The sequence below is a fragment of the Brevibacillus sp. Leaf182 genome (assembly GCF_001423865.2).
Classification (GTDB): domain Bacteria; phylum Bacillota; class Bacilli; order Brevibacillales; family Brevibacillaceae; genus Brevibacillus; species Brevibacillus brevis_C.
In genome coordinates, this window is sequence record NZ_LMPN02000033.1 from 170,381 (window position 1) to 196,646 (window position 26,266).

Here is a 26,266-nt window from a genome sequence, read left to right on the forward strand (position 1 = left end):
ATGAACCGATATTATGGACTTTTTATAGGTACAGCAATCCCTTTCAAGCACCTGAAGAAAATCATTCGCAAATTCAACGATGATTACTACGGCAAAGCCAGTCCTGAACGCCAGCAGGACTTTATCCAAATTATCCCAGAGTTCCACATCAGTCACTCGAATTATCCACCCACAATGCTGGAGTGTATCATGGTGGAACCGGCGTTTTTGAACAGATTTTTGGAAATCATAAACAATCTAGATTTCACTTTCATCCTTTGCCAATACCGTCACGGTCACTTTCAAACGATAATGAATGGAATCGAGTATAGCGTTACGAGCTATCGCTCCTTGGAAGATGTCGTCTATCTGCTACTCGAAGATGAAGATGATATCGAGGGGAAATTTGCTAAAAAACTACGCACACTCCCACTCGAAAAACAAGTTGCCTCAGCTCCCGGAATCAAAACGAGCGAAGAATATCAGCATCTGCTAGATACATGGGTAGAGGAAGTACTCGCCTATCCAGCAAAAAACGCATGAGACCTTTTTGGCCCCATGCGTTTTTCCCTTTCTACATCGTCTTACTTTCTTGCTCCGCTTTACCAAGTCGGTCCTGGAACAGCTTACTCAATTGACCGATATTTACTTCCCATTCTTCATCCTTGTAATAAACAGTTGCTTTGGATTCGCCTTTTTTGCCCACGATACGAATATTCGTTGTCTTCACTTCATAGGTTCCGTCTTCCTTGAAGGAAATATCGGCATCCTTTAGCTCTTTGTCCAAGACTGGTGTAATCGTCTTGTCGACGACTTCCTGTGTAGCTACCGCTGCTTGACGTCCCATCTGGATCACTTCTTCAGGACTGAATTGGAAAAACAACACGAGCACAACACCAATAATAGCAGCAAGCGAAATAATTCGAATGATACTTCGCACCACCCATTGGGCAGCCATGATAATGATTATGATACCTAGCGCAATCGGCCAGTAATCTTTGATCAGTTGAAGTATTTGGTCCACGTTTATCCCTCCTTCGATTTCAGTCTCGCCAAAAAATATCGAAACCAAATCTTCTTACAGAAAAAAACCGTCTCAGCAAAGCGGACGGAATCTCAAAAATGGGTTGTCTCTCACTAATTCTCGTAAAAAAGGCAAACTCCTGCTCTCATTTTCAATCGTTTTAAACGAATAATTGACATCATCTTCATCTTTTATCCATAATAGGAATCCGAGAAAAAATGGAAACGGGGGATATGGGATGAAACAAAATCTGTATGATCAACAGGATTTTTATCAGGACTATCAAAAGCTCCGTCTGTCCGGTGAATCAGAGAATGATTTGATCGAACAGCCTGCCTTTCGTGGTTGTCTCCCCTCGCTAAAAGGCTTGCGTGTTCTCGACCTCGGATGTGGTGGCGGACAGTTTGCCAAGTACTGCGTGGAGCAAGGAGCCAGTGAAGTGATCGGTGTTGATCTCTCTCATAACATGCTGGAGTATGCCCGAACGAATAACAGTCATGAGAACATTCAATATCTACACGGCTCCCTGGAGGACATTGAGCTTGCCGATCATGACTACGATCTTATTACGAGCTCTCTCGTCATGGACTATGTTCGTGACTATGAGCACGTGATCAACAAAGTAAGCCGGGCCTTACGCAACGGAGGACATTTCGTTTACTCTACACTCCATCCGCATATTACCGCTCGCAAAAAGGTCGAGGGCTGGGTACGCGACGAGGAAGGACAGAAGCATTTCTGGCCCTTGGACAACTACCTGGAAGATGGAGAACGTGAAATGTACATGATGAACGGCAGAAAGGCCCTTTTTTACCACCGCTCCATGTCCACTGCCGTCAATACGTTAATCCAAGCGGGGCTTACCCTGCAAGAGATCATCGAGCCAACCTGCACGCCAGAAGGACTCCTCTTGCAGCCGCATCAGATTTCCGAAGTAAGAAGACCGACGTTTATTATTTTCAAGACGCAGAAGACTTTGAAATGAATGAACAAAAGCCCGGAGGAGTAATCCGGGCTTTCCTTCAAGGACAAACATTATGTATCCATATCGATTTTGGCTTCCAGACCTTTGGCATAGTACTCATCCTGGATTTTCTCCGGCACCATACTCCCACCCGTCGCCCATACGATGTGGGTCGCCTTTTTCATTTTTTCCTGCGTCAGACCTTGCTTCTCCATATACATCCGCCCTGTCTCCTGCTGAAACAATCTAGCAGGCCCTGGCATTCCAGCCAATGCAGAAGGCTCCAATCGAATGGATTCGTGATCGCGCAAGGCTCGCAACAACGCATATAGTTCTTCGTCGTCCACTGTAAACACGCCACTCAGTAGCTTCTCCATCATTTTTCCTACAAATCGGGAAGGTCGACCAACCGCCAGGCCATCCGCCTCTGTCTTGTTGTCGATCCCGAAATCTTGAACAGAGACTTTGTCATGGAGGCCTGTCATTAAACCTAGCAGCATGCAAGGAGAATGAGTTGGTTCCGCAAAAAAGCAATGTACATGGTCTCCGTAGATAAGCTTCAATCCGTACGCCACACCGCCAGGGCCTCCCCCCACCCCACACGGCAAGTAGACAAACAGCGGGTGATCGCTATCTACTGTAATCTGCTGCTCCTCTACCTGTTTCTTTAATCGTCCGGCTGCTACTGCATAGCCGAGGAACAATCGCTTGGAGTTCTCATCATCGATGAAATAGCAATTCGGATCGGCTTCTGCCTGCTTCCTGCCCTCTTCCACCGCTTTTCCGTAATCCGATGCGTACTCCACAACCTGGACCCCTTTTGCCCGCAGCAATTCCTTTTTCCATGCTTTGGCGTCCGCTGACATGTGTACAGTGACTCGAAAACCGAGCTTCGCGCTGATAATCCCGATGCTCAAACCAAGATTTCCTGTCGAGCCTACCGCAATGGAATAACGGGAAAACAGTTCCCGGAACTCATCCGAAGCCAAAATAGCGTAATCATTGTCCGGTTGCAGCATCTGATGCTTTTGGGCCAATTCTTCTGCATGTGCCAGCACCTCGTAGATGCCGCCCCGCGCTTTGATGGAACCTGCAATAGGCAAATGGCTGTCGCATTTTAACCAGAGATTCCCCTGTATATCTGATGCAAAGCGAGACTCCAAGTGCTTTTGCATCTCTTTTATTGGAACAAGTGGGGACTCGATCAGTCCACCAGCTTCTCTCGTCTCAGGGAAAGCTACTTGAATGAACGAGCCAAAACGCCGCAACCGTTCTTCCGCATCCTGGACTTCCTCTGGCGTAACGGGGAGAGTTGCTTTTGCGATCTCATCATAGCTAGGGTTTGTCCAGAAAACTTCATCCGTCTCCATCATGTTTGGAAGAAGCGGATATTTCGTTTTCCACTCCTCCCTTGTTAGCCCTTCTACCTTTTCATTGTTTCGCATGTTGAACGAGCCCCCTATTCTTCCTTCCATCTTCTTTGTTATTATAACGAAATATTACGAAACTTCTTTGGGAAAACCAAATAAAAATTACTGATGAATCCACTCATTTGATACAATGGTCGTGTTAAAGAAGTCAATTGTAACAAAAAGGAAAGTGATAACATGTATCGCTATACCATATGCTTTCTCAAACATAGAAATGGAATACTCATGCTGAATCGCAACAAATCACCGTTGATGGGGCTATGGAATGGCGTAGGCGGTAAGCTAGAGCACGGAGAGACTCCACTGGACAGTGTCCTTCGCGAGGTTCGGGAAGAGACGGGCATTTTGCTAGAAACCGCTTGCTACAAAGGAACTGTCTCTTGGCTGATCGATGGAATGGAAACGGGCGGTATGTATGCATTTCTCGCTCATCTTCCAGACAACTACGAGCGCTCTCAAACCCCACAGGTAGTGGAAGAAGGTATCCTTGACTGGAAAGAGCTAGCGTGGATCTTGGACCCCGACAATGCTGGCGTCCCAGAAAACCTTCCCCTGTTTTTACCATACATGTTGGAAGAGGCTGATCCTTGTCAGCATTTCTTTACGTACGAAAACAACCAGGTTGTCAACTATGAAACAGCTCCATTGCAAAAACCGGTAACCACTTAAATCGGAGGAGAAACACGGATGGAAATTCGCAAGCTTGCCGTACAAGAACAACCACCAATGGATTTACTCTTATTGGCTGACCCCTCTGTCAGATTGGTGAGGGATTATTTACAAAGAGGTCAATGCTATGTCGCTATTCTGGAGGATAGCATCGTAGGTGTCTACGTATTGATTCCAACCAGACCAGATACAATTGAACTCGTGAATGTTGCCGTCGATGAGGCCCATCATGGCAAGGGCATTGGCAAAAAACTCGTTCTTCATTCCATTGATGTAGCCAAATCTCTCGGTTATAAGACGATCGAGGTCGGCACAGGGAATTCTAGCGTGGGTCAGCTCGCCCTTTATCAAAAGTGTGGATTTCGGATGAATTGGATCGATCGGGACTTTTTCCTGCGGCATTATGAGGAAGAGATTTACGAAAACGGGATTCAGGTGGTAGATATGGTTCGCCTCTCTCAAGATATTTGAGAAGACTGTCTAGAAACAGTGTGAATCGAATGAGTATACATAATTTATATTATGTTATCTTTTTATAGGAAAAGGTGATGCCATGTGATCACGCATTTTTCAAAATTAACCTTACAAACTGTGTCCATCCAAGGGGTACGCCAGGTTTACGCAGACTGTCTCGGCTTTCCGATTTCATCTCAGTCAAATAAGCAAATTACGTTTCAAGTTACACCCGATTTTCGTTTAACCTTTGAAGAAGTGTATGAACCGATCTCACCCGCCCATATTGCTTTTCAAGTACCTTATTCCCTCTTTCATGAATCAGCGAAAAAGATCAAAGAATCTGGTCTTTTGATTGTTCGATGGGAGGATGGGCATGACATTGATCAGGAAAAAGGACGGATGAACCTGTATTTCCGCGATGGAGACGGGAATCTTCTTGAGATTATTGCCCACGAGTACGTGTCAGAAGAGGTCGTCGAGCCATCCACTCCCCTGCACATTCTGTATTTACGAGAAGTGGGCTGTCCCGTAGAAAGTGTGCCCGTTTTTACGCAATGGCTAAAATCGAATATAAGCATGAAATCTTATGAGGATGGGGAAATTTTTAACTTCGTCATTGGGGGAACGGCGCATATTGTAGCCACATGGAAAAACAGGCCCTGGATTCCCATCGCGATGAAAGCGCTGCCACCAAAAATGCACGTCACTTTTGGAACACCTGACCAAACGTTCCTGCAAAAAGTACGGAGACGCTTTGAAAAAAGTAATGTCCTCTTCCATTCGGATGCCCATGAGCTTACGTTCGTCCGGGAAGGATACTCTTTTTCTGTTATCCATACACCCGATTACGCCCCTGACACCCCGAGCAAATTGCAATTACCGCTTTCTATCTCCAATTAACAAATACAGCGGCAGACGAGGACTGCCGCTGTTCTGCTTTTACATTATCCTCTGGCGACCTTTCTCTTCAAAAGTGGCTCGCGACCTTCACGTCCCTGTGTTTTTGCAAGGTAGATGGCGTATTCAAGCGGGCGAGTAATGGCATTCTTGTACTGTCCCGATGCTCCCATCTCCCGGAAAATTTCCCGAGCTGGTTTGGGATTCACTTCGATCAGCCAAGCGCAACCATCTACATCGATGCCAATATCCAGCCCAAATTCAACCATCCGTCCAAAATGATCCTCGAGTGTTTCCGCTGTTTGAAAAGCGAGCTGTTCGCAATCACGCACGATCTGCGCAGTGCGTTCCTCCCCAAACCTCGGTCGGAGAAATTCCGATACGGGGATAGCTTTTCCGCCACCATGCAGATTAGAGGTGGCACTGCGTTCTGGACCCACGCGAATTCCATGACCTGTGATACTCCATTCACCTTGCCCATTCTTTTGAATCAAGAGGCGCATGTCTACTGCACGCGAAGGAACAAGCTGCAAACGAAGCCCTTGCTGAACGATGTATTTCTCCTGTCTCGTCCAACGATCTACCCATCTCTGGGCAGCGGCTTTGTCTCTTACTACTGTGGATACTTTCGCCCTTTGTTTATTACGGCCCAGCAGTCGCAGTTCGTCGCCACGCTTTTCAATGGACAAGATGTTTCGTCCTCCTGTTCCATTGAGTGGCTTTACGTAGAGCAATGGATGCTTACTTAGCATGTTGACCAGGCTTTGGCGGTTATAGAGGTGGGTTTCCGGAAGCCAGCGATGCATTCTGGGGTCGCGATGCAGCACCTCATGTACACGCCATTTGTTTGCCAAGCGATTGTTTGCGTACAAAAAATTACTCGTCCTTCGAAAGGCCACATAGTTCTTAAACGCTTGTGTCGGTGTATAGCGGTATCGGTCGAAAACAGCGTCTGGACGGTCAAATATCCTTGCTTGCCAGCCGCCATTGCTCCCCGGAATATACCCTCTCACCTTCTTTCCGGCCCCAAGGACATCATTTGGGGAAAACAAGAAAACGGTACAGCCCAGTTCTTGTCCAGCTTTAAGTAGTCGCCGAAAATAGGTTGGCTCTGCAAAGCGTTTGCCTTCCCGCCAAGTCAAGATGCCGATAATGGGTCGTTTCAAAAGACCACCCTCTCTCGTTTCCTCCTTGGCAGTTTATTCAGTCCGTAGTCAAATGGCGATTATCTCAGCTTCTTTTCCAAGTGAAATAGATCGAGCGGCAACGGAGCCGTTACTTCGATGACTTCTCCACCGAATGGATGCACAAATTTGAGCACCGCTGCGTGCAGCGCTTGTCGCTTAATGAGTTCGCGCTTGCCACCATACAGTTCATCCCCTAAAAGCGGGTGCCCGATATGACTAAAGTGAACGCGAATTTGATGGGTTCTCCCCGTCTCCAATTGACATTCTACTTTCGTAGCTGTTTGAAAACGCTCTTTTACCTGGTAATGGGTAATCGCTGGATCTCCGTTTGGTGAGACCCTTCTTCGCGTCCCATGATTCCGATCTTTTCCAATGGGTTCATTAATTTTCCCGCGCTCTTTGGGCATTTGTCCCGATACATACGCGACATATGTACGCTTGATTGTGCGCTCACGCAGCATTTCATCTAACAATGCAGAGGCCCATGCATGCTTCGCGTACAGAACGACGCCTGACGTATCCTGATCCAGCCGGTGGACATGGCGGACTTTTGCTTCCAAACCTGTACGGAAAAAGTGCCCCGATACGAGATGATCCAACGTCACATGATGATGTCGTTCGGTCGGATGTAACAAAAGGCCAACTGGCTTATTCACGATAAGCAAATGATCGTCCTCGTACAAGATTTCCGGAGCTTCGCTAGCCGGATCAAGCCCCAATGGCTCAGGCTTGCACATCCGCAGGCGAACTTCCTGCCCTGCTTTTCCTGCAACATGCTGAGCAACTGGTTCGCCATCCAGTAGTACTTCTTTGTGTTGGAATAAAAGATGGACCTGCTTGCGAGGCAGCTTCCACTCTTCGCGCAGCAGGTTCCCAATCGGAATGGCATCATCATTGTCTCGTAAGTGAGCAACAAGCCATTCTCCTTCTTTTTTCATGAATAACATTTCTGTCTATCTCCCTGTTCTATGTTCATGCAATTACGCTTGCTCGAGTCCTTTACTGACTTGAATCGCACGGTCCAGGAAATGCTCGATCTCTTCACGACTCTTTCCGAGCTTACTCACGAAGCGAACCAGTTCTTTTCCATTATGGAACGCAATAAAGCTCGGAATCCCGAAGACATCGTACTTTTGGGACAAATCCGGGAGAGTATCACGGTTGACTTCAATCATGTCCAACTGTTCTTTGTATTTTTCTTCCACAGCAGGCATGAATGGATCAATGCGATGGCAATCTGGGCACCAATCCGTAAAGAATTTGACAATGACTGGCTTGGTTGCTGCGATTACCTGCTCGAACTCAGCTTCTGTCTTAATTTCTCTCATGTTATCTTCCTCCCAGAATGATTTGGAAATAGTGTACCACAGGCGCGGGCTGTTTGGGACGTTTAGGAGAAACAATTGCCATCACTAACAAAACAACAAACGGAAATCCTATTGGTTGTAAGCCAATAATTTTTAAGGTAGGTGCTAGAAGAAGTTCGCTGCTTTGTTGATGGTTGCATGCTTGGTAACTACTGCAATTCCTGTATCTGCTGCAACACATGACGGTCACAAAAAACACCACAAGGTACAAACAAAAGCGCATCATATGAAGACCAAAGCTCACCACATGAAAACCAAAGCACATAAAGGCAAAGCGCATATCAAGGCTATGCCGAAAACTGGTATGGGTGGGGCAAGCAATTAAAGGGGGATCTTCCCCCTTTTCTTTGCGATCTATGAAAAAACTACTGGGGTTCCTTCTATTCATTAGTTTGGTTACAATGGGTTGCGGTCATACAGCTAAACAACCAGTCGAAGCTCCAAAAATCACGAATACCATGCCAAAACCAGCAGGACCCATCCATATCAAACAAACGGTTACCGTTTATGGTCCTTCGCTGCCACCTCAACCGACGTTCCTTCCTGCCCCTCCTCTTCCAGACGGAATCATGCCTACACTTCTACATATTCCCAAACTGAACCTGCAAGCTCGTGTAGAACCGGTCGGCGTTTTACCGAATGGGCAAATGGACGTCCCAAAGGCTTTTGATCGCGTGGGTATTTTGGCGCCCTGGACGAAGCCCGGAATGAAGGGGAATGCAGTGATCGCTGGTCATTTTGATCATTATACAGGTCCAGCTGTTTTTTACCATCTGAAAAAACTAAAACCCGGCGACAAAATCACGGTGCGTGAAGCAAAAGGAAAAACGCTTACCTTCCAGGTTCGCAGAGTAGAAAGCTTCCAGACTGCCGAAGCGCCCATCGATCAGATTTTTGGGAATGCAGAGCGATCCCATCTGAATTTGATAACCTGCTCTGGCAAATTTAACAAGAAAACACAGGAGCATGCTCGAAGGCTCGTCGTCTTTTCCGAACTTGTTCAAGATATAGAGCCGCAAGATGAAAAACCCAGTGTGCGCGAATGATTGCGGCGACTGGGTTTCTTGTTTGCCTTTATATTTTCCCCCCCTGCTCGAGGAGACATTGCACAAACGCTTCAGCCGGGCGTGACAGCGGTTTGTCCTTTCGATACGCCACGACGAGTGTGCGAGAAGGTTTTGTTTTTATCCGGACATAAGTTGGCGGTTCGATCGTTCCGGGTGCGAGCGTAATCATTTTCGGCGCAAACGATAACCCCATTCCTGCTGCAACAAGTGACTGAGCCGTCTGGATGTTCGAGCTCTCAAACACGATTCTCGGTCGGAATCCCGCCTGCTCACAGAGCCGAAGCGAAATCGTGCGGAAGCCTTGTCCTTCTTTTAACAGAATAAATGGCTGATCGGCTACCTCTGCGAGATCGACTTCTTTCCGTTTCGCGAGCGGATGATTGGCTGGTACCGCCAAAAAGATTTCTTCGTTGATCGCAGGGAGGATTTCCAGAGACGGATCACTGATGGGCATGGTTAGTAAGCTTACATCAATTTTCCCCCGCACGAGTAGCTGCTCCAAATGACTCGACGTTTCCTCCATCAATTGCAGCTCCACACCGGGAAATTGCTGTGTAAACGTAGGCAACACCCTTGGCAGCACGTACGCTCCTGTGATCGGCAAGCTTCCTACCAGCAATTTTCCGCTTTCTCCTACGGCATAAGCGCGCATTTCCCGCTCTAGCCCCTCTGACATGTCGACGAGCGTTTGCGCCACCTGTATAAAGCGCTGGCCCGCATCAGTCAGTTCTACGTGCTGCGGCAAGCGATGGAACAAGCTGACACCGAGTATTTTCTCCAGCTTCGCAATTTGTTGGCTCAACGATGGTTGGGCCAAATGTAATCGATTGGCTGCCCGGGAGAAACTGCGTTCTTCCGCAACAGCGAGTACATAACGAATTTGTCGTAACTCCATATAGACCTCCCGATAGGCAAAAACTATCCTTCTTATAATTATTATATCTTTGAACTATTCTCTTTGCCATGTTACAACCTTGTTAAGAGTTTTTGAACGAAGGAGGAAACATAATGACAGCCCGTACGATGTTTGAAAAGATTTGGGACAATCACGTTATTCACGAAGAGGCAGGCAAGCCGAGCCTTTTGTATATCGACCTGCACCTGGTTCACGAGGTGACTTCGCCGCAAGCTTTCGAAGGACTCCGCTTGGCTGGCCGCCAGGTACGCCGCCCAGAGCTTACCTTCGCAACCATGGACCACAACGTACCGACATCTGACCGTTTTAATGTGAAAGATCCGATTTCTCGTCAACAAATGGAAACCTTGACGGCGAACTGTGAGGAATTCGGGATTACCCTCGCGGATCTGAACAGCCCAGATCAAGGGATCGTCCACGTCATTGGTCCTGAGCTCGGGCTCACACATCCAGGCAAAACAATCGTCTGCGGTGACAGCCACACCTCCACTCACGGAGCATTCGGCGCCCTTGCCTTCGGTATTGGTACCAGTGAAGTGGAGCATGTGCTCGCTACGCAATGCTTGCAGCAATCCAAACCAAAAACGATGGAAGTACGTGTAAACGGCGACCTGCCATTCGGTGTCAGTGCAAAAGACTTAATTTTGGCGATTATTGCAAAATACGGAACTGACTTTGCAACTGGCTACGTCGTAGAATACACAGGCGCTGCGATCCGCAACCTGACTATGGAAGAGCGTATGACTGTGTGCAACATGACGATTGAAGGTGGCGCTCGTGCCGGCTTAATCGCTCCTGACCAGACTACTTTTGACTACTTGAAAGGCAAGCGCTACGTTCCGCAAGGGGAAGATTTCCTGGCAGCTGTCGAGGCTTGGAAAGAGCTGTGCACAGACGAAGGCGCAGCGTTTGATGCTTGTGTTGAAATCGAAGCAGCCGAGATCGCACCGCAAGTGACGTGGGGAACGAGCCCTGGTATGGGTACGAACATTACGAGCACCGTTCCAAACCCTGAGTCATTCGAGACAACCGCACAGCGAAAAGCGGCACAAGATGCTCTGGCGTACATGGACCTTGCACCTGGCACCCCTATGAGCGAAATCAAAATCGATCGCGTCTTTATCGGCTCCTGTACAAACGGTCGAATCGAGGACTTGCGCAAAGCAGCCGAAGTGGCCAAAGGACGCAAGGTCTCCCCTTCCGTACACGCAATGGTCGTTCCTGGCTCTCAAGCAGTCAAGCAGCTCGCTGAGCAAGAAGGCTTGCACCTCATCTTCCAAGAAGCTGGTTTTGACTGGCGCGAATCTGGTTGCTCCATGTGTCTGGCGATGAACCCGGATATCCTGTCCGAGGGTGAGCGTTGTGCTTCTACCTCCAACCGGAACTTCGAAGGACGTCAAGGACGCGGCGGTAGAACGCATCTGGTCAGTCCGGAAATGGCAGCAGCAGCAGCTATCGCAGGTCACTTCGTCGATGTACGTGAATGGAAAAGCGAGAACGCTAGCAAGGAGGTATTCCAATGAGTCCATTTGTCATCCACACCGGAGTGGTAGCCCCACTCGATCGTGTAAACGTAGATACGGACGCAATTATCCCTAAGCAGTTCTTGAAGCGCATTGAGCGCAGCGGTTTTGGTCAATTCCTGTTCTACGAATGGCGCTTTACTGTCGATGGCGCGCCAATCGATACGTTCATTCTGAATACGCCTGCCTACAAGGAGTCTACTGTCCTTCTTGCCCGCAACAATTTTGGCTGTGGCTCCTCTCGTGAACATGCTCCATGGGCACTCCTTGATTACGGCTTCCGCTGTGTGATTGCTCCATCCTTTGCGGACATTTTTTACAACAACTGCTTCAAAAACGGCATCCTGCCGATCAAGTTGAGTGAAGAGCAAGTCGATGAACTGTTCAATCGTGCTCAAAACAAGCCGAACTACCAGTTGACCATCGATCTGCAAGAACAAGTCGTTCGTGACAGTGAAGGTCTCTCCTACCCGTTCGAGGTAGACTCCTATCGTCGTTATTGCCTACTGAATGGTCTCGACGATATTGGAATTACGTTGCAGTATGAAGATAAGATTTCTGCATACGAAGCAAGTCGTTAATTTCCACCCGTAGCGTAGGGCATAGAAAAAGCGAAGGCATCCACGATTGAGTGCCTTCGCTTTTTCATGTTTGTCTTATAAAAGAATAGACATGTGGCTCTCATCAAAATATTGATCGCCGATTTTCAGTGCACGCTTCTCTAAACCGTATGGAATAAAGCCCATTTTTTCATAGAGACGAATGGCAGCCGGATTGGTCGTAACGACCGCGAGCTGTACCGTATCGATATCTCCCCGTTCCTTTAAGTAGGCAAGTTCTGCCTGCATGAGCGCTTGTGCGACACCTGTCCCGCGATACGCTTCACGTACGTACATGGAGACGACAGAGGCTTTGTGTTTTGCTTTCAGCCCTTTGTGGCGGAAAAAACCAATGATTCCAGCCAGCTTTCCTTCCACAAATGCACCAAAATAGCCGCTATCACCTGACTCCCCTTGAGAAAGTCTTTGCAGCCACTCTTCCATCGATACCTGAATTGCCTCTTCATAGGTAGAGCCAAAAGCGTCTGGGTCTGTTTGCAGCCCTTCTAGTCTAATCTTTACCAACTCTTCTGCATCGTCTGGTCCCAAAAATCTAACTTCCATCCTAGGCTGCACCTCTCCTATTTTTGATTTCCACTTATCTTAGTCAAGAGTTACTTGAAAGTAAAGAACTATCTAAAAAAAGCGCCAGGAGCATCTCCCTAGCGCTTGAACCTATCCTATGCCGTTCCCGTCTGGTTTGGGTTGCTTTGCCCAAATAGCTGCAACGCTTGCTCTCGCAGCTTGAACTTTTGAATTTTACCGGAAGCGGTCATCGGATATTCGTCTACAAACTGTATGTAGCGAGGGATTTTGTAATGAGCGATCTTCCCTTCACAATAGTCCCGTACCTCTTCGGCCGTCAACGTTTCGTGAGGCTTTACCCGAATACACGCCAAAACCTGCTCTCCGTATTTGGCATCAGGTACACCTACAATCTGGACGTCCAACACTTTTGGATGTGTATAGAGGAATTCTTCTACTTCACGAGGATAAATATTTTCCCCTCCGCGAATGATCATGTCTTTCAGCCTGCCAGTAATCCGATAGTAGCCTTCTTCATCGACGGTTGCCAAGTCTCCTGTATGTAGCCAGCCTTCGTGATCGATTGCTTTTACTGTCTCCTCTGGCATGTTGTAATAGCCTTTCATGACCAAGTATCCTCGGGTGCACAGCTCGCCTTGTACACCTGACGGCAAAATGTCACCTGTCGCCGGATCGATGATTTTTGCTTCTACCTCAGCATGCAGACGACCGACAGTGGATACTTTTCGCTCGAGGGAATCCTCTGGTACGGTCTGTGTGATGACAGGAGAAGCTTCAGTTTGTCCGTACGCAATCGTGATGTCACGGATTCCCATTTGATCGACGACCTTCTTCATGACCTCAATCGGGCATAAAGAACCAGCCATGATGCCTGTTCGCAGCGAGCTCAGATTACGCTCGGCAAACGTCGGATGGTTCAATTCGGCAATAAACATCGTGGGTACACCATACAGCGCTGTGCAGCGTTCGGCCTCCACAACCGCAAGTACAACACCGGGATCAAAGGCGATGACAGGAACCATCGTCGCCCCTGTCGCCACACATGCCAAGGTCCCCATCACACAGCCAAAGCAGTGGAAAAACGGCACAGGAATACATACCTTATCCTCAAACCCGAGCCGCTGACATTCCGCTACCTTGATGGCATTATTGACAATATTGACATGGGACAGCATGACTCCCTTTGGAAAACCGGTCGTGCCCGATGTGTACTGCATATTGATGACATCATCAGGTGAGAGCGTCTCCTGTCGCGCGATCCGCTCTTCTTCTGTGACCCATGCTGCACGTTCGAGCAAATCACTCCACAAAAACATTCCGGGTTGTCGCTCATTTCCTAGATAAATCACATTTTTTAAATGCGGAAGCCTTTTGGATTGTAGCGCTCCAGGTTCACATGTCTGTAACTCCGGGCAAATCTCTTGAATCATGGCGAGATAATTCGCATCGCGATAGGAATCCATTAAGAGAAGCGTCGTCGACTCGGATTGACGCAGCAAATATTCCAGTTCATGTACCCGGTAGCTCGTATTAACCGTTACCAGTACACCACCCATTTTCGCTGTAGCAAATTGCGAAATCACCCATTCTGGTACATTCGTTGCCCAAATCGCAATATTTTCCCCTTTTTGAATGCCCAAGGACATAAATCCCCGCGCTGCCTGATTGCATATCGCTTGAAATTCCCCAAACGTATAGCGAAGCCCTCGTTCGTGATAAACCAGCGCTTCCTTTTCCTGATACTTACTCGCTGTGTCGTCTAACATGTTGCCGATTGTGGTCATATGAATCATATAAGCACCCCCAAAACATTCAGACTATTCTGTAGGATTCTTCTTTTACGCCACAATCCCTTCTTTTCCGTTATCGTTCTATAACCATTCGTTCATGTGTTCCTTGATAAATGCGATGTCTTCTTGATAGTGAAGAATATGTCCTTCTTCGGCCATCTTTTGAAAAGCAGCATCGCCCTCACTGGCTTTTAGGGCAATGGTTTTGCATTGTCCTTCTAAACGAAGCAGGACCATTTCTAGCGTACCTTCCTTCATTTCCATCCCGTACGACTCAAAGAACATGGCCACTCGCTGTTTTCGCTGGTTGGCATGCACCAATGGTTGGTAATGGATTTTTTCTCCGGATTCCGTTAAAGAAAATCTGCTCAAAGGCACGCAGGTATAGAGCGCATAGGCGATATCCCAAAGTTTTGGACCCGGAGACGCTAAATCAAAATCGATAATGCCAATCGGTTTTTGTTGATGGAAAATGATATTGTACATAGCAAAGTCGTTATGACAGATGACTTCACGCGGACCAGGCGTGTGAACGAACGAAAGCCACTGATCATCGAAAGGAAAATCACTCACAGAGTCATGATAAAGCCGAAGCATTTTTGCAATTACTTGTAACGCTTCGTCTGACTTCATATATTCCTTCCAAGGGTAATGACCTGCCTCTCCCTCTATAAAGGACAGGATTTCTCTCCCCTTTTCATCCATGCCTAAAAATTTTGGCGCATACGGATAGCCTTTTCTTTCCAAGTGCTTCAATAATTCATGAATGTTCTTGCTCCCTGGCTTTACTTCCCTTCTGACTGTATTGCCAGAACGGTAAACGTTCGTTACGTTTCCTCCCGCTAATAATTCTTCCCTCGATGATGACGATTTTTCCATATCAAGAACGCCCCTTTCTTTTGACGAAAAAGAAAGCGTCCCTGTTGTGGAACGCCATCTGTCTTACTTCACGACGATTTTTTTCGTAGCTTCTACCTTGTATGGCAGGTGGTTGCTGTAGTTGAGCTCTACCCGAATTTCATGCTCTCCCTTGGGCAACTTTTTCAGTAAAAACTCTGGTTGGTAAATCATCCCTTTTGGTTCGCCATTCAGGTATAAATGTGCGTGTCCCTCACCAAAGACTGGGGCCTCGGCCAATTCGCCATTTTCCTGAACAAACGTGAAGTTCTCTGTAAGCAAGGATACTTCTGCCGTCGTCCCATCCATCTTGACCTCCATATTCAGCGCTGGCTTTTCTGATCCTGCTGGCTGGTTCATGGGTGCCGTCGCTGTAACAGAAGTAGTCGGGTCTGACGGTCGGTAGGAGTCCGAGACACTCAGAGGGTCTTTGACCAGAAGTACGATGCCCGCCACCAGTGCTACAAGGAACACAATTCCGCCCAAAATGAGATTGCGCATACTGATAATAAAGACCTTCATGTCTCTACTCTCCCTTTCGCAAGTGCTTGTCACTTATTTGTACATGCATATGCGAGAGTGAAGAGAGTTAGAAGCAAAAACTTTTCTAGTAATTAGCGGTAGTTAATAAATTGTACCTCCAAAGGCAAATCAGCCTTGCGAATTGCGTTGATGATTTGCTGTAATTCATCTTTGCTTTTTCCCGTCACGCGAATTTGATCGTCTTGAATCTGTGTTTTCACTTTGAGTCCTGTATCTTTGATGATGCTGTTGATCTTTTTCGCATTGTCTTTGTCGATCCCCTGTACTAGCTTTACACGCTGACGGACTGTACCGCCCGCTGCTGGTTCGATCTTTCCGTAGTCGAGGTTTTTGATCGGGACATCCCGTTTGACGAGCTTGCCAAGCAAAATATCTTTTACCTGACTAAGCTTGAAGTCGTCATCGGAGACGAGGACGAGCTCTTCCTTTTCCAAGGCGATGCTGCTCTTGCTCCCTTTGAAGTCAAAGCGATTTTCTATTTCTTTTAATGCGGTCTGAATCGCATTGTTCACTTCGGACAACTCTACCTTGGACACGATATCAAATGAGCTCTCTTTACTCAAAGGAATTCCCCTCTCTTTTATTAGATCGCTCGGATCAACCCACCATCGACGAGGAAGGATTGACCTGTCACGTAGCTGTTGGCTGGCGAAGCCAAGAATGTCACCATGCGAGCAAACTCGTCAGGCTGGCCGTATCTGCCCAATGGGATTTGCTTCTCCCAATTTTCCCTAACTTCATCAGCACTGATACTCTTCGCCTCTGCGGTAAGTCCATCTAGTTGTGCCACCCGATCCGTCGCAATTCTGCCTGGCCCAATGGTGTTTATCAGAATCCCATCCGGTCCTAGTTCTGAAGAAAGCGTCTTGGATAAGCCCAATACCCCAGTACGAAACGTATTGGACAGAAGTAAATTCTCAATTGGCTGTTTAAAGGACGAGGAAGCGAAATTGATGATTCTTCCAAATTGGTTCGCTCGCATATGCGGTAAAACAGCACGAATAGCACGTACATAGCTGAGCAAATTTAGCTGGAAGGCTTGCATCCACTGTTCGTCGGTAAGCTGATCGAATCTGCCTGTTGCAGGTCCACCTGAATTGTTGATTAAAATATCGACGCTGCCAAAATGCTTGACCGTTGCTTCGACAACCCGCTTGATATCTTCTTCCTTCGTCACATCCACGGTTACGGCAAGAGGTGATTTTCCAGTAGCTTGTTCGATCTCTGCACGAACGATTTCCAGAGCAGCTTCATCTCTACCGCATATCGTCACATTCGCTCCTTCTTGGGCGAGGCACTGCGCTGTTGCCTTCCCCAATCCTTTTGATGAGGCGAGTACTAGAGCCGTTTTTCCTTGCAAAAATAGATCCATGTGCATGCTCCTTTCTTGATCCATGTATGTATCTTGATCTCTTTATTCTACAGAACTTTCAGACGAAGGAAAAGAAAAAGAGAAGGGGTGCAGCACATACTCCCCTTCTCTTGCGAATCACTATACCTCTGTCGGAGGTACGTTCTTATCTTTGTTTTGTTTTGCTGCTCGTTTCGCTTCGCGCTTCGCCTGGCGAGCAGCTTTTCGTGCCAGTCTTCCTGCCTTCGCCCCTTCAAACAGGGAGTACAAGACTGGTACGAGCACCAGTGTCACAATCGTGTGGAAAATCAAGCCGGAGATAACGGCTGTTGCGAGTGGTGCTTCCAAATCAGAGCCTTCCGCCATTGCAAGACCCATCGGCAGCATCCCGAGAATCGCCGTCAGCTTCGTCATGATAACGGGACGAATACGTTCCTTCGTTCCTTGGATAATCGCCTCTGCGGTTTCCATTCCACGTTTGCGCAGCAGGTTGATCCTGTCGATCAAGAGGATCGCATTGGATACGACGATACCGACAAGCATGATGATCCCGATCATCGCCATTTCACCGAATGTCCGCTGCGTAAGGACGAATCCAAGCACAACACCGACCAAGGCCATTGGAATCGTCAGCATGATGATAAACGGTTGGGACATCCGCCCGAACTGGGCAACCATGATGACGTAAATCAGAGCCAGAACCCCCAGGAATACGAATATCGCCTGGCTCATATTCGTGCTTTGCTCTTTTAGCTTACCAGCGATTTCGACATTATATCCTGCTGGTACAGGTACGGTTGGCAATTTCTCATTTAGCTCACGGCCTACTACCCCTAAATCACTTCCCAGCATCTCGGCAGAAACCGTAACGATGCGTTCGCCTTCTTTCCGCTCAATCGTGATCGGAGACTTACTGTACTCCATTTCCACCAGATCTGCCAAAGGCACTGCTGCCCCGTCTTTCGATGTCACCATAATCGTTTTGAGCTGATCCGGGTGCTTCAGCCAGTTGTCCGGCATCTTGGCAACGATGTCGACTTCGATTCCATCCTGTGTGATGGACGTAATTGGTTGGCTGCCGATTAACACGCTCAGTTGTTGCAAAAGAGAACGATGATCGACATTCAGTCTGGTAAGCGCCTCTTGTTTTGGCAGCAACGTAACTTTTTCTTTTCCTTCTTTAAAATCGTTGCGAATGTTGGTGAGCCCGTTGATCGTGCCAAGCATCGTTTCCAGATCGGTTGCGATCTTCCGCATGACTTCCATGTTATCCCCGTAAACATCCAGTTGGATCGGGCCGCTTCCGCCTTGTTGTCCGAAAGACATGGAGACAGAGTCGATTCCTGGGGTCTCATTCAGGCGCTTGTTAATATCCTCGTTCAAAGCGTCCTTATCACGTGTTCTGTCCGTCTTCGGAATTAAGGAAATGAACAATGTTGCTTCTTCCTTGGAAGTAAAGAAGAATACATCCTTGATTTCCGGGATCTCCCGCAGCGATGTTTCCGCGGTGACGGCTGCTTTTTGAGCTGTTTCCAACGTAGCTCCCATTGGCATTTTCATATTGACAAAGACGATATTTTCATTCGGGTTAATCCCTTGACCCATTTTCATAAAAGGTGTGAGGAAAACGGCACCAACCAGCAATGCTACTGCGAGTAAAACCGTTTTTATCCGATGTCTAATCGCTACATGTAAAATGCCGCTGAATACGCGAATGATAAAGTGTTCCTTGCCTTCTCCTTCTAGCGAAACGTGCTTATCCTTCTGCAAGAAGCGATTGGAAAACACGGGAACGAAGAAGTAAGCAGCGATCGTCGATGCAATAATGGCAGCGGATACCGTAAAGGCGATTGTGGCCAAAACCGGTTTCAGCCAATCTTCAAAATCCGCAAAGACAAGTGGCAAAAAGACGATGATGATCGTGAGCTGCGAGGTGAACACAGGTGTCAAGACTTCTCTCGTTCCTTTAATAATAGCCTGCTTCAGCTCTTCGCCCTTTTCCCGGTAGTGATAGATACTTTCCAATACGACGATAGCGGCATCGACGATCAAGCCGACTGACAAGCTCAAGGACAGCAAACTGATCATATCAATGTTGTAGCCTGCGAGTTTCATCGCGATGAACGTCATGAACGCAGAGAGCGGCAACGTCGTAGCGATGACGAGTGTGACCCTCCAGTTGCGCAGGAAGACGAACAAGATGATGATCGCAAGCGCCCCACCAATCATGACATCCCGGCTGAGGTTGCTCACGGCGTGCTCGACAAAGGAAGCTCCTTCGAACATGACTTTGATGTTGTATTTACCGTTTGCTTCTGTGTTCATTTTGCGAACGACTTCTTCTACATTCTTTTGTGTTGTGATCAAGTCATAGCCGTCTGCCCGCGTCACGCTGAGTTGAATAAACACGGAACCGTTTGTCAGAGCCACGAAGTCTTTCACTTTTCCACGCAAATCTTCAATTTGCGCCAGTTGATTCAGAGAAACGGTTCCTCTCGGTGTATCAATTGGCAGTGCCTCTATTTCCTGTGGAGTCTGATAAGTATTGTCAATCATGACAACTGTATCAAATCCCGTGTTCTCCAGTGTACCAATCCCTTGCTTCCAGTTTGTATCCTGAAGCTGTGAAATGATAGCCGCTGGCGTTGTTTGATAGGCATTCAATCGCTGTGGCAAAAAGGATATGGTAATTTTATTCTCGAAGCTTTTCTCTTCTACGATTACTTCCTTAACTCCCTCGACTTCTTCAATGCGGTCCTTGATTGAAGTTTTTGCCAAACTCAGCATGGTCTTCGGCTCTGCTCCCACGACGGCAAAATCAATCATTTGATCGCTACCCATATTGCTCTGGGAGATATCTACAGAGTCAACGGCTTTCGGAAAACCGTTTCGGAGACGGTTGACGGCATTTTGTACATCTTGCTTAACCTGCTCGCCTTTACCTTCATTTGCTGAAATATTGATTCTGACAGAACCTGCACTTGTTGAAGAAGAGTATTTTTTAATATCATTAATCGATTTTAGTTCTTGCTCTACTTTTTTCGTTACTTTTTCTTCCATCTCTTCTGGTGGCAGTGCACCACCGGAAATTCTTACGTAAATATCAGGAAAGTTCGTCTTTGGAACGAGTTCGATATTAAAGCTGAATAAGGACCCCAAACCTGCAATCACGAGTAAAAATGTAAACAAGTAGACGATTAGCTGTCTTTTCAGCAAAAAGAGAATCACCTTGTTCATGCAACTATTCTCCCTTCGCCTCTACTTTTTGCCCTTCGACGTAGAATGTAATTCCACTGCGCAGGAGTTGGTCGCCTTCTTTCACTCCAGATACGATTTCGATGGAGTCTCCGACCAATTGACCGGTTTTCACTGGTTTTCTTACAGTCAGTCCATTCTCTACTGCCATTACATAATGGTCTGTTTGACTCACGCCGACACTTTCCAGCGGCACGAGGAAGCCATTTACTTGGCGCGGCACCTCAATCGTTGCGGCCATTCCACCACGCCAGTAACCATCTGCATTCGGAATCGTGATCTCGACGCGGTATTTACCTGTATCCTTGTTCACAACTGGAGATATAAAGGCAATAGTTCCTTCACTTTTCTTTCCATCGTCAGATAACGCCTGCACCTTCGTTTTTTCATGGAACTGACTGATCAAATCATTGGAAACATCCAAGGTTATCTTCACTTCAGACAGGTCGACGAGGCGAATGATTTCCTGACCGGGAGACACCTGCTCTCCAATTTGCAAGTTCACATCCACGATTGTTCCTGCGAATGGTGCCTGTATTTTCGCATCATCCAAGCTCTTCTTCGCACGGTCTACACCGCCGGCAGCAGCTTTAATCGATGCGTTGGCGACCATGACATCTTCTGGTTCCGCTCCTTTTTGCAGTTCATTCAGAGACAACTGAGCGTCACGCAGTGTAATCTCTGCTTGTGTAACAGCCCGTTTACTCGCATTTATTTCGTTTTGCGAAATGGCTCCACCAGCAAATAGCTTCTCACTTGTTGCGAGATCCTGCTTTGCTTTATCCAGACTGTCTTGCGCGCTTTTTACCTGCAGACGCTTCTGCTCAAGTGCTTCTGCTGTCGCGCCCTTTAACGTCTTGATTTTCCGCGCTGCCGCTTCCTCTACTTGCCCCTGTGCCGCTGCAATTTCTTTTTGATGGTAACGGGTATCCAATGTGGCCAATAACTGACCTTGCGCAATTTTTGCTCCTTTGGTCGCGGAGATCGCGGAGATCGTTCCGCCTGTACCAAACGATAACACCGCGTCCCGCTTGGCTTCTACCATCCCTGTGACTGCGAGCATCACTGGCTTTGTTGCTTTTTGAACCTTCACTACCTCTACTACCTTCGCCTTTGCCTCTGTCTGCTGCGGTGCCTCTGGTGCTGGTGCTGAACAACCAGCAGTGACCAACATTACCGATGCCAGAATAATCGATGCCCGTTTTTTCACAAGAATTCCTCCAAATTTTCACAATCATTCCTCATGGCGTAATTGTGCCAGTTTTTACCTCTGCTGCAAAACAGTCAGCGGGTGGAAATTCATATCCGCCCCGAGACGGAGAACAGTACCTAACAGCGCATAAATAGATACGCAAGAAAACTGGGAAAGTTACCTTTTTTTGGACGATCTTGAGGAAAAATTTACAAAAAAAGCAGCCAAGTCATAGACTTGAACTGCCTGTTGGATTTGAGTCTTGTTATTGTTCTATCAGTTGTTCCAGTTCCTCGAGCAATTCCTTGAAGACACTCAATGCTTCTGCAATCGGTGTTGGCGACGTCATGTCTACGCCTGCGCCCTTGAGCAGATTAAGCGGATAATCTGAACTACCGCCCTTGAGGAACTGCAAATAACGATCTACGGCTGGCTGGCCTTCCTCCACAATCTGCTTGGAAAGAGACGTCGCGGCCGAGAAGCCAGTCGCGTACTTATACACATAGAAGCCGCGATAGAAATGAGGGATTCGTGCCCATTCCAAATCTACCTCGCTGTCTACAACCATGTCCGGGCCGTAATAGGAAACATTGAGCTCACGGTAAATCGTACTGAGAGATTCGGCTGTCAGCGGCTCTCCCTGCTCTTCTTTTGCGTGCACAATTTTCTCAAACTCAGCAAACATCGTTTGACGGAATACCGTTCCACGGAACTGTTCCAGGTAATGATTAATCAAGTACATGCGCTGTTTCTTGTCCGTCGTCGTCTCGAGCAAATGATTCATTAGTAGTGCTTCGTTCAGTGTAGAAGCCACTTCTGCTACGAAAATCTTGTAATCGGCATACGTGTAAGGCTGAGCGTGATTGGAATAGTAGCTATGCAAAGCATGCCCCATCTCATGCGCTAGCGTAAACATGTTGTTGACATTGTCCTGATAGTTCATGAGTACAAACGGATGTGACGTATAGGCGCCCCATGAATAGGCTCCACTTGTCTTCCCTTCGTTTTCATGCACATCAATCCAACCGTTGGAAAAGCCCTCATCCAAAATACGACCGTACTCCTCACCCAGTGGATGAAGTGCTTCTTTAATCGTTGAAACAGCCTGATCATACGGGATTTTCATGTCCGTCTCAGGTACGATCGGCACGTACAAATCGTACATGTGCAATTCATCTACGCCCAATAATTTTTTGCGCAAGGCAATGTATCGGTGCATGAGCGGCAGATGCTCATGGATCGTTGCAATCAGGTTATCGTAAACAGAGAGCTCCACATTATCGGCAAACAAGGCAGCGTACAGGGCAGACGGATATTTTCTCGTCCGTGCGTTGAAAACATCTCCTTTGATCGCAGATGTCAACGAGGCTGCGATCGTATTGCGGAACTTGCCATACGTACTGTACAGCGCTTCGAATGCTTCTTTGCGTACACGTCGGTCTTTGCTTTCCATGAACTGCGTGTAGCGTCCCTTGGTCAGCTCGACTTCCTCGCCGTTTTCATCCGTGATCATCGGAAATTTCATGTCCGCGTTGTTGAGCATCCCAAAAATTTTGGAAGGAGAAGATGCAAGCTCGCTCATATTCGCCAACAATGCTTCTTCCTCTGCGGATAGCGTATGTGGCTTGAAGCGAGTAATCTCTTCTAATAAAATGCGATAGTGCTCAAGTCCTTCTACTTCTTTGATCCACGTTTGCAAGTCTTCCGTGGCAATCGCCAAAATCTCTGGCTGTATGTACGAAATGGAACCGTATACCTGCGTGCTAAGGCTAGTCGCCCTGTCAGTCAGCCCTTGATACTTGCTGTTGGCATTGTCTTCATCTCGACGCATACGTGCGTAGACGTACACTTGATCAAGCGTCTTCAATAATTCATCTTGCAGAGTCAACACGGCCAGCAACTGTTTACCGGAAGTAGCCAGAGAGCCTTTCATTGCTGCGATTTTTTCTGTGAGCTGTTTTACTTTTTGTACGTCCGCTTCCCAATCATTATCTGTGGGATACATGTCCTCAAGACGCCATTTGTATTCAGCGGGGACGTCACTGCGTTTCGGCAGTGTTTTGCTTTTATTCACCGTGATCACTCCCTCGTTATTCATGTAAGATGAAATGGTCAAATCATCCATATGTGTATCCTATCGTATTATGCCTACAGGTTCAAATCAATCAGGCGCTTTCACGTTTTCCACAGAAAAAAAAGCCGAGCTTTCCCGAAAAGGAAAGTCAGCTTCTCCCTACTCCAATATAATGAAAACCTGCTTCCTTTACCTCCTGGTTCGGCCAGGCATTTCGTCCGTCTAGCAAGAGCGGCTGTGCCATGCTTTGATAAACCTGTTTCCAATTCAGTTGGACACACGGTTCCCATTCTGTAACCAATAATGCGGCGTGTGCTCCCTCGCATGCTTCTGCCGCTGATTGCGTGTACGTGATCTGTGGAAACTGTTTGCTGACACCGGGTGCTCCAATCGGATCGAACGCCTTCACGAAGGCACCTTTTTGCAAGAGTGTTTCTATCAATTTGAGCGATGGCGCTTCGCGGATGTCATCCGTATCCGGTTTAAACGTCAGCCCCAGAACAGCAATTTGTTTGCCTTTCAAATCAAGGAGCTGCAAGCACAACTGCTCCAAAAACCAGACAGGCTGTGTAGCATTCACCTCTCGCACTTTATCCAAAATACTTAAGTGAATATTGCGCTCTGCTGCGAGCTGCAATAACGCAATCGTATCCTTCGGAAAACAGGAGCCGCCATAGCCTACTCCTGCCCGTAAAAATTGCGGACCGATTCGGCTGTCCAGTCCCATTCCTCGCGAGATCGTCACGATATCCGTCCCGAGCACGGTACTTAAACGTGCTAGCTCATTCATAAAGGAGATACGGGTTGCCAAAAATGCATTCGAAGCGTATTTGATCAGCTCTGCATTAGCCCTGGTGGTGATGACGCGCGGTGCCTTCACGCCGTTGTACAGTTCCTCCATGCGAGCGGCTGCCTGAGAATTATCTACACCAATGACGATTCGCGAAGGCTCCAATGCGTCCAATAATGCACTCCCTTCCCGTAAAAACTCCGGGTTGGATGCAACAGATACTCCTTGGCAGCCAGCCAGCATCCCCGCTACTTTTTCGCCAGTTCCGACTGGTACGGTACTTTTGATTACCACGATGCGTTCTTGCGGTGCGAGCAAATGGACCTTGTGAATGTCAGAAACAGCCCCGAGTAAATACGTTAAATCGGCTGTACCGTCTGCTGCTTCAGGTGTCCCCACACAAATGAAAAAAATCTCTGCGTCCTTCGCCTCTGTCAGGTCTGTATAAAAAGCAAGTGCGCCATCATCCAATACTTTTTTCAATGCCTCTTCTAAGCCCGGTTCGTAAATCGGCGAGATCCCTTGGCGCAGTTTTTTTACTTTGGATGCAACGAGGTCAATACCCGTCACCTGATGACCGTTCATGGCTAGGGAAACAGCAGTCGTCAAACCTACGTAGCCGGTCCCAATAACGGCAACTTTCATTCCTTCACCTCATCATTTTTTCGACACACGCAAATAAAGCTCTTCTAGCCTCATCCGTTGCTGATGGATATCGTGGTTTTTTTCTACTTTCAGCCGAGCCTCCGTCGTGATCTGTGCCCACTCGTGACTTTCTGTTAGTACACGGTTTATCATTTTCCCGAGCGCAGTCGGTGATTTCTCTGGAACCAGATATCCGGTCACTTTGTGTTCAACCAGCTCGGGGATTCCCGCGTGATAGGTGGAAATGACAGGGCGTCCGCTAGCCATCGCTTCCATGATGACATTAGGAATCCCCTCCTGGTTACCATTTCTCGCTGTCTTGCATGCGATGATGAACAAATGGCACTTGGCCAGTTCACGCTGGACTTCACGATGTGGCAGAGCCCCTTTGAGCACGACTTGTGTGCCTAACCTATTTTTCTTGATCAGTTGTTTGAGTTTCTTTTTTTCTTCTCCATCGCCGACGATGATTAACTTTGCCTTGGGATGTTTTTTATGCACATGGGTAAACGCCTTAATTAACGTATCCATACCCTTTTTTTCAGTCAGTCTCCCTACGCTTAGCAATCGGTACTCCCCATTTTCCACGGGCTGTGGCGGCAGCATGGGAAATTTGCGCAAATCAATTCCTGAGCGGATAAGGGTAATTTTGGATGGGGGACAGCCCAGATGAATCAATCGCTTTCTCATGTGATTGCTCACGACTGTAAACGCATGGCCCTTTCGAAAGAGACGCGGAAGGGACCGTCTGTACAATGGATTTTCTTTGACGCGCTTGGTGGCATCAAAGCCGTGAAAGGAAGTGATCAGGGGGAGTTTGCTTTTTTCTGCATAAGGAAGCAATTCTAGCCCAGCAGGACCAAAGCGGGCATGCAGGCATTTAATTTTTTTGCGTCGCAGCCAAGTGGAGAGGCCGGCCATATGCTTGCGCACATAGACCGGCGAATAAGGAAATTGTTTTCGGTTAAAGGCTCGCTGTCGGGTCAACACCACGGGTTTGACCACTTGATGTCCAAGCAATTGCTCATAAATAAATGTTTCACTCTTGGGAAGAAACTTTCTGCGATAAACGAGGACCCGATGCATGCAACTGGCCTCCTTGGTG

At 47.6% G+C, this 26,266-nt stretch carries 26 protein-coding genes; 9 read left to right on the plus strand and 17 right to left on the minus strand.

All coding sequences use genetic code 11. The annotated features are described in order from the left end of the window. Entirely contained in the window at nucleotides 1-522 is a 522-nt protein-coding gene (locus ASG16_RS24670; protein ID WP_056492964.1) for a hypothetical protein, read from the plus strand. A gap of 31 nt (nucleotides 523-553) precedes the next feature. Here the strand turns inward: ASG16_RS24670 and ASG16_RS24675 are convergent, their stop codons facing one another. Then, the gene (locus tag ASG16_RS24675; RefSeq protein WP_048032705.1) at nucleotides 554-1,003 is read right to left on the minus strand and encodes a hypothetical protein; all 450 of its coding nucleotides are present in this window, start codon (nucleotides 1,001-1,003) and stop codon (nucleotides 554-556) included. Between the two features lie 238 nt (nucleotides 1,004-1,241). Here ASG16_RS24675 and ASG16_RS24680 point away from each other — a divergent pair, with 238 nt between their 5' ends. Next, nucleotides 1,242-1,988: a class I SAM-dependent methyltransferase gene (locus ASG16_RS24680; protein WP_056492961.1), complete on the plus strand. Its 747-nt coding sequence runs from the start codon at nucleotides 1,242-1,244 to the stop codon at nucleotides 1,986-1,988. Nucleotides 1,989-2,038: 50 nt separating this feature from the next. Here ASG16_RS24680 and dsdA read toward each other — a convergent pair whose 3' ends face one another. Beyond that, nucleotides 2,039-3,412 (minus strand): D-serine ammonia-lyase, encoded by a 1,374-nt coding sequence (dsdA, locus tag ASG16_RS24685; protein ID WP_056492958.1) that lies wholly within the window; start codon nucleotides 3,410-3,412, stop codon nucleotides 2,039-2,041. 162 nt (nucleotides 3,413-3,574) lie between these two features. On the opposite strand from dsdA, the gene ASG16_RS24690 reads away from it, so the two are divergent. From ASG16_RS24690 to ASG16_RS24700, 3 genes are all read left to right on the plus strand, one after another. Beyond that, on the plus strand, nucleotides 3,575-4,066 hold the full coding sequence (locus ASG16_RS24690; protein WP_056492955.1) for an NUDIX hydrolase: 492 nt from the start codon (nucleotides 3,575-3,577) through the stop codon (nucleotides 4,064-4,066). Between the two features lie 18 nt (nucleotides 4,067-4,084). Continuing rightward, nucleotides 4,085-4,537, plus strand: coding sequence for a GNAT family N-acetyltransferase (locus ASG16_RS24695; protein ID WP_056492952.1), 453 nt, complete (start codon nucleotides 4,085-4,087; stop codon nucleotides 4,535-4,537). A gap of 84 nt (nucleotides 4,538-4,621) precedes the next feature. Further along, nucleotides 4,622-5,422: a VOC family protein gene (locus ASG16_RS24700; RefSeq protein WP_056492949.1), complete on the plus strand. Its 801-nt coding sequence runs from the start codon at nucleotides 4,622-4,624 to the stop codon at nucleotides 5,420-5,422. A gap of 44 nt (nucleotides 5,423-5,466) precedes the next feature. On the opposite strand, the gene ASG16_RS24705 is transcribed toward ASG16_RS24700, so the two are convergent. The 3 genes from ASG16_RS24705 to ASG16_RS24715 are packed head-to-tail and all read right to left on the minus strand — an operon-like array spanning nucleotide 5,467 to nucleotide 7,934. Next, nucleotides 5,467-6,585 (minus strand): YheC/YheD family endospore coat-associated protein, encoded by a 1,119-nt coding sequence (locus tag ASG16_RS24705; RefSeq protein ID WP_056492947.1) that lies wholly within the window; start codon nucleotides 6,583-6,585, stop codon nucleotides 5,467-5,469. Between the two features lie 59 nt (nucleotides 6,586-6,644). Next, a complete protein-coding gene (locus tag ASG16_RS24710) occupies nucleotides 6,645-7,553 on the minus strand; it encodes an RluA family pseudouridine synthase (RefSeq protein WP_056492944.1) in 909 nt (302 codons plus the stop codon). Nucleotides 7,554-7,586: 33 nt separating this feature from the next. Next, complete coding sequence (locus tag ASG16_RS24715) at nucleotides 7,587-7,934, minus strand: thioredoxin family protein (protein WP_017248178.1); 348 nt, start codon at nucleotides 7,932-7,934, stop codon at nucleotides 7,587-7,589. Nucleotides 7,935-8,103: 169 nt separating this feature from the next. On the opposite strand from ASG16_RS24715, the gene ASG16_RS24720 reads away from it, so the two are divergent. Continuing rightward, a complete protein-coding gene (locus ASG16_RS24720; RefSeq protein WP_056493346.1) occupies nucleotides 8,104-8,298 on the plus strand; it encodes a hypothetical protein in 195 nt (64 codons plus the stop codon). A gap of 31 nt (nucleotides 8,299-8,329) precedes the next feature. Next, nucleotides 8,330-9,019 (plus strand): class F sortase, encoded by a 690-nt coding sequence (locus ASG16_RS24725; RefSeq protein ID WP_056492940.1) that lies wholly within the window; start codon nucleotides 8,330-8,332, stop codon nucleotides 9,017-9,019. A 28-nt stretch (nucleotides 9,020-9,047) separates the two neighbouring features. Here ASG16_RS24725 and ASG16_RS24730 read toward each other — a convergent pair whose 3' ends face one another. Beyond that, nucleotides 9,048-9,935 (minus strand): LysR family transcriptional regulator, encoded by an 888-nt coding sequence (locus tag ASG16_RS24730; RefSeq protein WP_056492938.1) that lies wholly within the window; start codon nucleotides 9,933-9,935, stop codon nucleotides 9,048-9,050. 113 nt (nucleotides 9,936-10,048) lie between these two features. Between ASG16_RS24730 and leuC the strand changes: the two genes are divergently transcribed. Both leuC and leuD read left to right on the plus strand, forming a co-directional pair. Further along, a complete protein-coding gene (leuC, locus tag ASG16_RS24735) occupies nucleotides 10,049-11,479 on the plus strand; it encodes a 3-isopropylmalate dehydratase large subunit (RefSeq protein ID WP_056492935.1) in 1,431 nt (476 codons plus the stop codon). Beyond that, nucleotides 11,476-12,060, plus strand: a complete 585-nt coding sequence (gene leuD / locus ASG16_RS24740) for a 3-isopropylmalate dehydratase small subunit (protein ID WP_056492930.1) — start codon at nucleotides 11,476-11,478, stop codon at nucleotides 12,058-12,060. Before leuC ends, leuD begins: the two co-directional genes overlap by 4 nt. Before the next feature lie 75 nt (nucleotides 12,061-12,135). Here the strand turns inward: leuD and ASG16_RS24745 are convergent, their stop codons facing one another. The 11 genes from ASG16_RS24745 to ASG16_RS24795 all read right to left on the minus strand — a co-directional run bounded on the left by ASG16_RS24745 (nucleotide 12,136) and on the right by ASG16_RS24795 (nucleotide 26,247). After that, a complete protein-coding gene (locus ASG16_RS24745) occupies nucleotides 12,136-12,642 on the minus strand; it encodes a GNAT family N-acetyltransferase (protein ID WP_056492927.1) in 507 nt (168 codons plus the stop codon). A 116-nt stretch (nucleotides 12,643-12,758) separates the two neighbouring features. Continuing rightward, nucleotides 12,759-14,417 (minus strand): AMP-binding protein, encoded by a 1,659-nt coding sequence (locus ASG16_RS24750; RefSeq protein ID WP_056492924.1) that lies wholly within the window; start codon nucleotides 14,415-14,417, stop codon nucleotides 12,759-12,761. A gap of 78 nt (nucleotides 14,418-14,495) precedes the next feature. After that, a complete protein-coding gene (locus tag ASG16_RS24755; RefSeq protein ID WP_056492921.1) occupies nucleotides 14,496-15,293 on the minus strand; it encodes a phosphotransferase in 798 nt (265 codons plus the stop codon). 63 nt (nucleotides 15,294-15,356) lie between these two features. Further along, on the minus strand, nucleotides 15,357-15,833 hold the full coding sequence (locus ASG16_RS24760; protein WP_056492918.1) for a hypothetical protein: 477 nt from the start codon (nucleotides 15,831-15,833) through the stop codon (nucleotides 15,357-15,359). 92 nt (nucleotides 15,834-15,925) lie between these two features. Then, a complete protein-coding gene (locus tag ASG16_RS24765) occupies nucleotides 15,926-16,417 on the minus strand; it encodes a YajQ family cyclic di-GMP-binding protein (protein WP_056492915.1) in 492 nt (163 codons plus the stop codon). Nucleotides 16,418-16,437: 20 nt separating this feature from the next. Beyond that, complete coding sequence (locus tag ASG16_RS24770; RefSeq protein ID WP_048032688.1) at nucleotides 16,438-17,226, minus strand: SDR family oxidoreductase; 789 nt, start codon at nucleotides 17,224-17,226, stop codon at nucleotides 16,438-16,440. Between the two features lie 120 nt (nucleotides 17,227-17,346). Continuing rightward, the gene (locus ASG16_RS24775; protein WP_056492912.1) at nucleotides 17,347-20,442 is read right to left on the minus strand and encodes an efflux RND transporter permease subunit; all 3,096 of its coding nucleotides are present in this window, start codon (nucleotides 20,440-20,442) and stop codon (nucleotides 17,347-17,349) included. A gap of 4 nt (nucleotides 20,443-20,446) precedes the next feature. Next, nucleotides 20,447-21,670, minus strand: coding sequence for an efflux RND transporter periplasmic adaptor subunit (locus ASG16_RS24780; RefSeq protein ID WP_056492909.1), 1,224 nt, complete (start codon nucleotides 21,668-21,670; stop codon nucleotides 20,447-20,449). A 247-nt stretch (nucleotides 21,671-21,917) separates the two neighbouring features. Next, nucleotides 21,918-23,777: an oligoendopeptidase F gene (pepF, locus tag ASG16_RS24785; protein ID WP_056492906.1), complete on the minus strand. Its 1,860-nt coding sequence runs from the start codon at nucleotides 23,775-23,777 to the stop codon at nucleotides 21,918-21,920. A 97-nt stretch (nucleotides 23,778-23,874) separates the two neighbouring features. Beyond that, nucleotides 23,875-25,161 carry a UDP-glucose dehydrogenase family protein gene (locus tag ASG16_RS24790; RefSeq protein WP_056492903.1) on the minus strand — a complete coding sequence of 429 codons (1,287 nt, stop codon included), beginning with the start codon at nucleotides 25,159-25,161 and terminating at the stop codon, nucleotides 23,875-23,877. A 12-nt stretch (nucleotides 25,162-25,173) separates the two neighbouring features. After that, entirely contained in the window at nucleotides 25,174-26,247 is a 1,074-nt protein-coding gene (locus ASG16_RS24795; RefSeq protein ID WP_056492900.1) for a glycosyltransferase, read from the minus strand. Nucleotides 26,248-26,266 lie beyond the last annotated feature (19 nt).